General features: G+C 26.1%; 11 protein-coding genes. 6 read left to right on the top strand and 5 right to left on the bottom strand.

The genetic code is table 11. From position 1 onward, the window contains the following. Nucleotides 1–536 precede the first annotated feature (536 nt). The 5 genes from dnaK to folD all read right to left on the bottom strand — a co-directional run bounded on the left by dnaK (nt 537) and on the right by folD (nt 5,582). Nucleotides 537–2,408: a molecular chaperone DnaK gene (dnaK, locus tag JG676_RS03675; protein WP_200217336.1), complete on the bottom strand. Its 1,872-nt coding sequence runs from the start codon at nt 2,406–2,408 to the stop codon at nt 537–539. Nucleotides 2,409–2,428: 20 nt separating this feature from the next. Then, nucleotides 2,429–2,941 (bottom strand): nucleotide exchange factor GrpE, encoded by a 513-nt coding sequence (grpE, locus tag JG676_RS03670; protein ID WP_200217335.1) that lies wholly within the window; start codon nt 2,939–2,941, stop codon nt 2,429–2,431. Beyond that, the gene (locus JG676_RS03665) at nt 2,938–3,723 is read right to left on the bottom strand and encodes an HrcA family transcriptional regulator (RefSeq protein WP_325099502.1); all 786 of its coding nucleotides are present in this window, start codon (nt 3,721–3,723) and stop codon (nt 2,938–2,940) included. Before JG676_RS03665 ends, grpE begins: the two co-directional genes overlap by 4 nt. Nucleotides 3,724–3,879: 156 nt before the next feature. After that, nucleotides 3,880–4,725, bottom strand: coding sequence for a signal peptidase I (gene lepB, locus JG676_RS03660; protein ID WP_200217334.1), 846 nt, complete (start codon nt 4,723–4,725; stop codon nt 3,880–3,882). A 14-nt stretch (nt 4,726–4,739) separates the two neighbouring features. Beyond that, complete coding sequence (gene folD / locus JG676_RS03655) at nt 4,740–5,582, bottom strand: bifunctional methylenetetrahydrofolate dehydrogenase/methenyltetrahydrofolate cyclohydrolase FolD (RefSeq protein ID WP_200169714.1); 843 nt, start codon at nt 5,580–5,582, stop codon at nt 4,740–4,742. 76 nt (nt 5,583–5,658) lie between these two features. Here folD and JG676_RS03650 point away from each other — a divergent pair, with 76 nt between their 5' ends. Genes JG676_RS03650 through JG676_RS03625 form a run of 6 tightly spaced genes read left to right on the top strand, consistent with a single transcriptional unit; the run spans nt 5,659 to nt 11,259 of the window. After that, nucleotides 5,659–5,997, top strand: a complete 339-nt coding sequence (locus JG676_RS03650; protein ID WP_210328634.1) for a hypothetical protein — start codon at nt 5,659–5,661, stop codon at nt 5,995–5,997. Further along, on the top strand, nt 5,997–7,271 hold the full coding sequence (gene hemL / locus JG676_RS03645) for a glutamate-1-semialdehyde 2,1-aminomutase (protein ID WP_200169712.1): 1,275 nt from the start codon (nt 5,997–5,999) through the stop codon (nt 7,269–7,271). Before JG676_RS03650 ends, hemL begins: the two co-directional genes overlap by 1 nt. Next, nucleotides 7,268–7,513 carry an AtpZ/AtpI family protein gene (locus JG676_RS03640; protein ID WP_200217333.1) on the top strand — a complete coding sequence of 82 codons (246 nt, stop codon included), beginning with the start codon at nt 7,268–7,270 and terminating at the stop codon, nt 7,511–7,513. Before hemL ends, JG676_RS03640 begins: the two co-directional genes overlap by 4 nt. Further along, complete coding sequence (locus tag JG676_RS03635) at nt 7,510–8,010, top strand: hypothetical protein (RefSeq protein ID WP_200217332.1); 501 nt, start codon at nt 7,510–7,512, stop codon at nt 8,008–8,010. Before JG676_RS03640 ends, JG676_RS03635 begins: the two co-directional genes overlap by 4 nt. Continuing rightward, nucleotides 7,988–9,157, top strand: a complete 1,170-nt coding sequence (locus JG676_RS03630) for an MFS transporter (RefSeq protein WP_200169706.1) — start codon at nt 7,988–7,990, stop codon at nt 9,155–9,157. The genes JG676_RS03635 and JG676_RS03630 overlap by 23 nt, the downstream gene beginning before the upstream one ends. After that, nucleotides 9,157–11,259: a flagellar hook-length control protein FliK gene (locus JG676_RS03625; RefSeq protein ID WP_200217331.1), complete on the top strand. Its 2,103-nt coding sequence runs from the start codon at nt 9,157–9,159 to the stop codon at nt 11,257–11,259. Before JG676_RS03630 ends, JG676_RS03625 begins: the two co-directional genes overlap by 1 nt. Nucleotides 11,260–11,474 lie beyond the last annotated feature (215 nt).

Genomic DNA, 11,474 nt, shown 5'->3' with positions numbered 1-11,474 from the left:
TATATAAAATAATAAAAAATATATAAAACAAATAGAAAGTTAAAATATAAAATAATAAAAATAACATATAGTTTATAAAGCAATATAAAATAAATACAAATAATAATTAAAAAGCAATACAAAAATATAAATAGTAATTAAAAATAAAAATATAAAATCAATAATAATTTAAAGCAATAAAGATAAAAACATAATTAAAAACAAAGATTAAAAGTATAAACAAATAACTAAAAGCAATAATTAAAACAATAAAGATTAAAAATAACAAATAAAACTAAATAACTAAACATAAATAATAAAAATAAACATACAAACAAAAACAAATATAAAATTTATAATTCTTATAAATAAATATTTTGATTTTTAAAGATAATGAAAGAATTGACAAATAAGAACAAATTGTAAAAATGATTTCCTCGTATTTTAATAAAAAAATTATATAAAATCATCACTAAAAGATATTTAAAAATTAAATAAGATAAAATAGAATTGAATCAAGCCTTTTAAAAAGGCTTGATTGAAGAATTTAGAGAGTTTTATTCAACTTCAGCGTCGATTACATCATCATCTTTTTTCTTTTTATCATTTGCTGTATTTGGCTCATCTTTTTTATACATATTCTCAGCTAATTTATGAGAAACTTCACTTAAAGCTTTCATTTTGCTTTCGATTTCTTCTTTACTTGCACTTTCATTTTTAAGAGTTTCTCTTAAGTCATCTAATGCTTTTTGGATTTTTGCTTTTTCATCATCTGCAACTTTTTCTCCTAGCTCATTTAGAGATTTTTCTACTTGATGAGCAAGGCTATCAGCTGAATTTCTAGCATCTACAGCTTCTTTACGTTTTTTGTCTTCTTCTTTGTGAAGTTCTGCATCTTTTACCATTTTATCAATTTCTTCTTCACTTAAACCGCTTGAACCTGTGATTTTGATTTCTTGAGCTTTTCCTGTTGCTTTATCTTTTGCACTTACAGTTAAAATACCATTAGCATCGATATCAAAAGTAACTTCAATTTGCGGCATACCACGTGGTGCAGGTGGAATTCCTTCAAGATTGAAATTTCCTAAAGATTTATTATCACGGCTAAATTCTCTCTCTCCTTGTAAAACATTGATAGTAACTGCACTTTGATTGTCTTCTGCAGTTGAGAAAACTTGCTCTTTTTTAGTTGGTATAGTAGTGCCTTTTTCGATGATTTTAGTCATTACTCCGCCTAAAGTTTCAATACCTAAAGAAAGCGGAGTAACATCAAGTAAAAGTACATCTTTAACATCACCTTTTATAACCGCACCTTGAATTGCAGCACCAATTGCTACAACTTCATCTGGATTTACTGATTTATTAAGATCTTTTCCAAAAGCTTTTTTAACTTCTTCTTGAACTAAAGGAACACGAGTAGAGCCCCCTACCATAACGATTTCTTTAATTTCATCTTTTTTAAGTCCTGCATCACTTACTACTTCGTTGATTTTAGTAATAGTTTCAGCCACTAAACTTTCAATCATACTTTCAAATTTTGCTCTAGTGATTGTTTTAGTTAAATGTTTTGGACCACTTGCATCAGCTGTAATAAATGGTAAATTGATATTAGTTTCATTAGCTGAACTTAATTCTTTTTTAGCATTTTCTGCGGCTTCTTTTAAACGTTGTAAAGCCATTACATCATTTTTAAGATCTATGCCTGTTTCATTTTTAAATTCAGTTGCTAGAAAATCAATTAATTTATTATCAAAATCATCACCACCTAAGAAAGCATTACCACCAGTTGCCAAAACTTCTACAACATTATCTCCGGTTTCAAGCACAGTAACATCAAATGTTCCTCCACCTAAATCATAAACAACGATTTTTTCACTATCTTTTTTATCAAGACCATAAGCCAAAGCTGCAGCGGTAGGCTCATTGATAATTCTTAAAACATTAAGTCCTGCTATCGTTCCTGCTTCTTTTGTAGCTTTTCTTTGAGCATCATTAAAATACGCAGGTACAGTAATAACCGCATCAACAACTTTTTCACCCAAGAAAGCTTCTGCATCTTCTTTTAATTTCATTAAAACTTTAGCTGAAATTTCTTGTGGAGTATAAATTTTTCCAGCAATTTCTATAGCACAAGCTCCATTTCTTTCAGTAATATGATATGGAAGTCTATTTTTAGCTTCTTTTGCTGCTTCTTCATTTATCATAAGACCCATTATTCTTTTAATGGAATAAATTGTTTTTTCAGGATTAGTTACTGCTTGACGCTTAGCACTATCACCAACTAAAATTTCACCTTTATCTGTAAAAGCAACTACAGAAGGAGTTGTATTTTTCCCTTCTTTATTTGGAATTACTTTACTTTCGCCACGCTCATATACAGAAACACAAGAATTGGTTGTTCCTAAATCTATACCTATAACTTTACTCATTTTATATCCTTTATAATAATTTATTTTGCTACACTAACTTTTACAGGTCGTATTACACGATCATTGATTTTATAACCCTTTTGTAGAGTTTGTATAATACTTCCGCTTTGATGATCCTTACTCTCTACGTGAAACATAGCTTCATGTAAATTAGGATCAAATTCTTTAATTTCATCTATGGATTTTACACCATTTTTTTCAAGCTTTTTTATAAATAAATCTAGAGTATTTTGAACCCCCTCTTTAATTTTTAAACTTATTTCATCATTTGCTTCAACATTTAAAGCTGCTTCTAATGCGTCTAAAACATCAAGCAAATCTTTAGCAAAACTTTCATTTGCATAAAGCATTGCTGAAATTTTTTCTTTTTCCATTCTTTTTTTAATGTTTTCAAATTCAGCATTAGCTCTTATATATTTATCTTTAAGTTCATCTAATTCTTTTTGTAAAATGGCTTCTTTGCTTTCTTCTTGCTTTTCTTGTTCTATTTCTTGATTATTTTCAATCATTTCTTCATTGTTTTCTTGATTCACGCAGCCTCCTTTATCTGTTTTAAAACTTTATTATAATCCGTATAAACACTACCCGCGAAGATAATATTTACACTTTTGCCCAAAAACTGTGCATTGATTTTAAATCCCATAAAACCTTTTTTAAATAAAGGTTCAAATTGAAGACTTTCGCCGAATTTTCTATCAACTGCACAATCTAAGAGCTTAGCAAATTCATCGTTTTGATAAATTTGATAAGCTCTTTGTTCATTGATTTTACTATAAATTAAACCTTGTTTTAAATTTGAAATTTTTTGAGCAAGTTCAAAAAATTTAACTTTTAAAACTATATCTTCTAAATCAAAAAGATTTAATCCTATTAAAGTTTTTAAAAAATCAAAAGCTTGAATGTTATATTTTAAAACGATTTCATTTTCTTCAAAATCTAAAACAATAAATTTATTATTTAAGTTAAAAATTTCTTTTAAAATAAGATCTCTACCGCCATAAACTAAACAATAAATCTTGTATTCTTTAAGTAAATGATATAAAAATATTTCATTTTTAATATCAAGCTCACTATCAATATCAAGCTCATTTTTCCAATAATTTTGCATAGTTAAAATAGTAGGAATTCTACCACTGCTAATATGAATTTGAGTTATAAGTCCTTCATCGCTAAGCTTTTTAAGATAAACACGTATAGTAGAAGCTGGAATACAAAGACTAGAATTTAATTCATTAGAACCTATAGGTGTATTATCTAACAAATAAGTTTCGATGATAGATTTTAAAATTAATTCTCTTTTATCCTCAACTTTTATCATTGTCAAACTCTTAAAAAATCTATAATTTTTGATAATTATATAACTTTAGTGATATTTTGTCAAGTATTATTTTAAAAAATATACTTAATTTTGTTTAGTCTATAACACTAAAGTTATATTAGCATATAATTATAAATCTAATAAGACTCGGTATCATTGTGATGAAATCTGATTTGAATTTTTATCAAAATATTCATCGCTTTCTAGAGTTTCTACAAAACGTCCTACCCTATCCCAACGCACATTTTTTTCTTCATCCCAAGAAAAATATACAAACCAAGGACTTCCAACAATCAAACTATAAGGCACGCTTCCCCAAAAACGACTATCATAAGAATTGTCTCTATTATCTCCCATCATAAAATATTCATTTTCTGGAACATCAAAAATATAAGCATTACCACCATTAAAGCCCACATTGGTGCCTAATTCTTTAAAATAGACAGGAGACATAGCAAAATCACTTCTCATCATATATTCTAAAATTTCTCTTTCTATATTTTTATGTGGATCATAGTGAATACCTTTTTGTTTGTAAGGTTCTTTAACATAAACTTCTCCACCTAAAACAACTATATCATCTTTATAGTATTCTTTCATAAAATCATCACCTTCGTGCATCCTTATATATAAGGTTTTATTAGCATAAACTACACGATCAAGTCCCAAGGCTACACAGCGTTTTACATAATGTTCTTTAGTATTCTTAGGATTTCTAAAAACTACTATATCCCCTCTTTTAGGACCTTCTGCAGAAATTAAATGTCCATTTTTATTGAAGTCGGGCAAAACAGGAATTTCAAGCCAAGGGATATGCGGGGTTGGAATACCATAGCTGAATTTTTTTACAAATAAAAAATCTCCAATCAACAAAGTATTTTTCATAGAACCAGAAGGAATAACAAAAGCTTGAATAAAAAAGAATATCACTAAAAGAACGATAACAATAGTTCCGGTCCAAGATTGAGAAAAATGATAAAGTTTCTTTAAAAATTGCATATAATTTTCCTAAATTAAAGTCTATTTTTTGCTGATTTAATTGTATTTTCTAAAAGCATTGCTATAGTCATAGGGCCTATACCACCAGGAACAGGTGTAATATAGCTTGATTTTTTTGAAACATTTTCAAAATCAACATCACCTACGATTTTATTATCAAGATGATTAATGCCAACGTCTATGATAATAGCACCTTCTTTTATCATATCAGCCTTTAATAAATGAGCACAACCCGCAGCTACTACAATCAAATCAGCTTTTTTTGTATAAAAATTTAAATCTTTTGTTTTAATGTGGCATATACTTACACTAGCACCAGCATTTAAAAGCATGGTTGCCATAGGACGCCCTACTATATTAGAAGCTCCAATAACCACAGCATCAAGTCCTGTTAAATGGATATCATAAGCTTTTAAAAGTTTAATTACCCCCAAAGGTGTACAAGGTAAAAAGCCACTTTCTAAACCTAAATTTAAATATCCTACATTTATAGGATGAAAACCATCAACATCTTTAGAACTTGCAATATTTTCTAAAATAATATCTTTATTAATATGACTAGGTAAAGGAAGTTGGATCAAAATCCCATGGACACTATCGTCATAATTTAAAGTATTAATAAGGGCTAAAAGTTCATTTTGAGTTATATCTTTTTTTAAATGATAAGAAAGCGATTTAATACCACAAAATTCACAAGCTTTAATTTTATTTTGCACATAAACTTTACTTGCTTCATCATCTCCAACTAAAATAACAGCTAAACAAGGTTCTATAGATTTTTCTTTAAGCTCTAGTACTTTAAGTTTTAATTCATTTTTTATTTTTAAACTTAAAGCTTTGCCATCAAGTAAAACCATTGCTTTCCTTTTTAAATTTATACATTTTTTAAAATAAAAATTGTATCATATTAAGAATTTATTAACAAGGTAGAATTTGAGACTTATTTTTATAATATTGTTTATTTTTCCAAGACTTTTTGCAGAAGATTTTATCACTATGAGAGAATACGCTAAAATGCTATATGAAAACCCAAGAGGAATCAGCTGTAAAGAATGTCACGGAAAAAATGGAGATGAGCAAATTCTAGGATATATCACCAAAAAAGATACAAAAATACCTTATAAAATTCCAAGCATTCAAAATTTGAGTTTTGAACAATTTAAATTAGCTCTTACTCAAGAAAAAGATTCAAAATCTATTATGCCAAGTTATTCTCTTACCGAAGATGAAATAGTAACTTTATATAATTATATTAATCATAAGGAAAAATAATGACAAATAAACAAGCTTTTGAAGAATCATCTAAATTTATAGCAGGTGGAGTTAATTCTCCTGTGCGTGCTTTTTTAAACGTTCAAAGCAATCCTTTATTTATAGATCATGGCAAGGGGGCTTATATTTATGATATCAATAATGAAGCTTACATTGATTATGTTCAGAGTTGGGGTCCATTACTTTTTGGACATTGCGATAAAGATATACAAAATGCTTGCATTAAAGCTTTAAAAAAAGGATCAAGTTTTGGTGCCCCTACTTTACTTGAAACCACGCTTGCAAAACTTATCCTAGAATCTTTTCCTCATCTTGATAAAATTCGTTTCGTAAATAGTGGCACAGAAGCAACGATGAGTGCTATAAGACTTGCTAGAGGATATACAAAAAAAGATAAAATTCTCAAATTTGAAGGTTGTTATCACGGACATTCTGATTCTTTATTGGTAAGTGCTGGAAGCGGAGCTGCTACATTTAATTCTCCTAGCTCTTTAGGAGTTTTAAAAGATGTTGCAAAGCAAACTTTAGTAGCAACTTATAATAATATAGAAAGCGTTAAAGAACTTTTTCATAAGCATAAAGATATAGCTTGTGTTATTATAGAACCTATAGCTGGAAATATGGGTTTAGTAAAAGGAGAAATTGACTTTTTAAAAGAATTGACTAAAATCTGTAAAGATAATGAAACTTTACTCATCTTTGATGAAGTAATGAGTGGATTTAGGGCTTCATTTTTAGGTTCATATGGAATCAATAAAATAGAAGCTGATATCGTAACTTTTGGTAAAGTTATTGGCGGAGGAATGCCAGCAGCAGCTTTTGCAGCAAAAGCTAAAATTATGGATTATTTAAGCCCATTAGGTGGAGTTTATCAAGCTGGAACACTAAGTGGTAATCCTTTGGCTATGGCGGCTGGAATTGCAAGCATTAGCAAAGCAAAAAATACAAAAAATCTCTATAACAAACTTGAAAAACTTGCCAAGAAATTGACTTTAGGACTTAAACAACTCGCTAAAGAAAAAGGTATAGCGTTGCAAACTTCTTATGTTGGCTCAATGTTTGGATATTTTTTTAATGAAAATGAAGTAAAAAATTATCAAGATGCCTTAAAATCTGATTTAAAACTTTTTGCTAAATTTCATCAAAATATGATTAAAAATAAAATTTATCTAGCTCCTTCTTCTTTTGAGACAGGTTTTATCTGTTCAAAAATGAATCAAAAAACCATTGATATTACACTAGAAGCCGCAAGAGAAAGTTTTAAAAAATTATGAGTAAAAGAAAAAAAATTATTCAAAAAAGCATAGAGGCTGCAAATGGTTTAAGTCTTGGAATTTCTATCATTGTAGCTATTATCCTTGGTATAGCTTTGGGTTATTTTTTAAAAAAGATTACAGGAATTACCTTTCTTTTTTGGATTGGAATTTTTTGGGGAATAGCAGCAGCTATTTTAAATGTATATAAAGCCTATAAAGCACAGGTTAAAAGTTATGAAGAATTTCAAAATAAAAAATGAAAACAAAAGATAAAAAAAAATTATTTTTATTGTTTATTATAGTCCATATATTTTTTTATGGACTTTCTTTTTTTACTCATTCTTTAAACCAAAAAAATATTTTAAGTTTTGAAATTGCTTTTTTTAGTAGTTTATTGATCATCATTATTTCTTATTTTAATTATCAAAAGAATATTGTAAAAAATACATATAAATATAAATTTGATCAAATACCAAATATTTTCATTAAAAATTATAAAAAAGATCAAAAAATTATAAAATTTAAAAAGGTAAATGACGATTTAAAACTGAATTTTAAAGATAAAATACAAAATTTTACTTTGTTTTTTACTTTATTTAAATTATTAGCTTATGGAATTTTAGTCGCTGGATTTTTATTTTTAAATCGCAAAGGCATTTTTTCTACTTTTGCTTATTTGGGTGGAATTTCGGCTTTATTAATATGTATTATAATATTTGCTTTATGTGTAAAATATGAGTTTAACAAGAATTATTAGATCTTTAATGGCATTATTTGCCTCTATGGCTTTTTTATTTGCTGGAAATGCCTTGATGATGAGCTCTATAGGAGTTATTTTAAAAGAAAACAACTCAAGTTCTTTAATGATAGGAGTGATTAGTTCTTGTTTTTTTATAGGTGCCCTATGTGCAACAATAGGAATTCATAAAATTATATCTAAAATAGGACATATTAGATCTTTTGGAATTTTTGTTTCTATTTTTGGAATTTCTGCTATTTTACACGCTTTAAGTAATAATTTATTTTTTTGGGCTTTTTTAAGATTTTTAATTGGAATTTGCTATTATGGCTTGCTTATGGCTATAGAGTCTTGGCTTAACGAAAAATCTAAAAATGCTACAAGATCTAGAATTTTAGGTTTTTATGAAATAATTTTTTACTTCTCTTATGCCTTAGGAACTTTAATTTTAGCTCTAAATTTAAATCAATATACTATTTTTATTATAAGTGCTAGCTTGATTTTATTTTCTTCTTTGCCTTTAAATTTAATCAAGATTAAAGAACCAGCAATACCAAAACCTCATCCTATTTCTATACCTAAAATTTTTAATATAGCTCCATTAGCTATTGCAACAAGTTTTGTTGGGGGCTTACTCATTGGGGGATTTTTTTCTATGTCTTCTTTGTTTATCATTTTGCAAGGCTATGATACAAAATTTGTTTCTTATTTTATAGCTTGTGCAACTTTAGGAGGATTTTTAGCTCAAGCAATTATGGGTTTTATTTCCGATAAATTAGGAAGAAAATTTGCTATTATTATTTGCGTTCTCATAGGTTTTTTAACCATGTTATGTTTTTTGCTTCTTAAACCAAATATTTATTTTCAGTATTTTTTAGCTTTCTTTTTAGGTTTTGGAACTTTTTGTCTTTATGCCTTAGCACTTGCTCGTGCTAATGATGCTTTAACTTCAAAAGATAATATAGTAGAACTTGGGCGTGGAGTATTGTTTTGTTATTCTTTAGGATCTTTACTTTCTCCTTTAATCTTAGGTATTTTAATGCAATATTTGAGTTTTTATGGTTTTATATATTTTTATGCATTTTTATTTGCATTTTTATTTATTTTTGCCATCAATAAACCAAATTTTATTTCTAAAAAAATAAAAATATTAAAGATAAGATGATGATTAATACAGCGCTTACAAATCAAATAGGAAACAAACTTAAAAATGAAATTAAACCTGATTCAAATTCTAAAGATACTATATCAAAAGATAAATTAGATCCAAAAGATCTTCTAAATAAAACCTTAAAACAAAATTTAGATAAAGTTATAGATTCTGAAGAAAATATACAAAAATTTATACAAAATAAAACTGATTTAAAATTTAAAGAATTAATCAATAAGCTTCTTGATCAAATTAATGCCCAAAAAAACCCAAATTCTCCTGTTTTAAAACAAGCCAATAGATTAAATCTTGCTCCAAATTTTGCAAATGAATTAAAAACTCTAATACAAGAACTTTCAAAAAATAATCAATTTTCACAAGTATTGAATAAATTACAAAATTTATTAAAACCTATGGCAGAAGTTAAAAACAATGATGTAGCGTTATTGTTTAAAAATTCTGGAATATTTTTTGAAGCCAAATTAAAAGATTCTCTTAATAAAGATCTTTTACCCAAAAGTTTTCATACTCTTGTCAATGGAATTAAATCTTTAAGCAAAGAAAGTATTATCAATGAAATTTTAAAACTTGATTCATTAAATTTAAGCCCAAAACAAAGTTTAGAAAAACTCAAAAGTATTATAGAAAAAAATATCGATGAAAATAAACAAATTTTAAAAAATAGTTCTTTTAACGCCTTAATAAACTTAGGTAAAAAAATTACAAATTTTAAAAACTATATTAATAAAAATCCTGAATTCTCTCAAAAAAAAATTATTACAGTGGCAAATAGAATTTTAAATGAAATCAATGCATTAAAAAAAGACTTTATAAAAGATCTTAGCAAGCCTCAAAATATAGCAATTAAAAATCCTCAAATTCTTAAACAAGCTATGCAAAGCTTAGATAAACTCGAACGCATTTTAAAAAACATTATTGAAAACAAATATCAAAAACCAGATAATGAAAAAAATTTTAGAACTACAACTCCAATAGAAAAAAAAGAAAATCAAATTAATACCAAAGATATTAAATTAGAAACAAAAGATTCAAAAGATAAAACAATAAAAGAACAAAATAATAAAATAGAAACTAAAGAAGATTCAAAAGATACAATGATAAAAAAACAAGGAGATATAAAAGAACAAGAAAAAAATATAGAAGAAGAACAAGAAAATATAGAAGAAAAAATACCAACAACACAAAAAAAGGAAAATGATAAAAAAGAGATAAAAACTAGTAAAAATGAAGATAAGATACCACAAAAAGAAATAAAAAATTCCCAAAAAATGGATGTAAATATAGAAAATACCACTCACAAAAACGAATTTTTAAATCAAAATATCTTTAATAATCTTATAAAAAATGAAAATTTAAACGAACAAAATGTTAAAAATTTAATTTTTTTAAACAATGGAGAAGTATTAAATGAAACAGAAGATTTAAGCAAGGCTTTAACTTCATTTTCTAAAAAAATTGAAGAAAGTTTAAAACAGCTTGATCCAAATTCCAAAAATGCTAAAAATCTTTTAATAGAGCTAAAAAATCTTGATCATAAGGTTAATCTTTCTATAAAAGATATACAAAATATTAAACCAAGAACACAAAATGATATAAACTATGATATACACAACGACATAAAATCCACCTTGCTTCAAATTTCAAATTTAGCCAAAACAACAGACAATGAAGCTATTTTCAATCAAGCTAATAGACTTATTGCACAAATTGAAATCAATCAATTAATGTCTTTAGCTAATAATTCTATCAATACTCATATTCCTTTCTCTTGGGATGATTTAAATGATTCTAAAATCATCTTTAAAAGAGGAAAAAAAGATAAATTTTTTGCTCAAATTAAACTTGAATTTTCAAAACTTGGCAATTTAGAAATTTTAATTGCCTTAAATAATCAAAAATATATAGATATAAATATAATGGTGGAAAATAAAGAATTTAGAAAAAATATTTATGAAAATGCGCATAAACTTAAAAAAAATATCAATAAAGCAGGTCTTTTAAGTGCAAATTTCTTTGTTGGAGATATCATTAAATCAAAATTTGATATACATACAAAAAATTTTGATTTAAATATGGGAATGGATAAAAAAGTCTAATTTAAATTTTAAAATTTTTACAAATATTTTTGGTTAATTTTTGTATAAAATTAATACAATTTTTAATTTATCTAAAACAATATTTAAATTGTCAAGCTACTTGATTTATCTCATAATAAAATATCAAAATAACTTAAAATAAAAAATATTTTTATATTTTAATAAGATATATTTAATTTTTATTAATATAATATTTTATTAGTATTAATAAAAAT

Origin of the sequence: Campylobacter sp. 2018MI34 (assembly GCF_016598975.1) — a bacterium.
Taxonomy (GTDB): domain Bacteria; phylum Campylobacterota; class Campylobacteria; order Campylobacterales; family Campylobacteraceae; genus Campylobacter_D.
The sequence above is the reverse complement of the archived record's forward strand: the minus strand, read 5'-3'. Positions and strand labels throughout refer to the sequence as shown.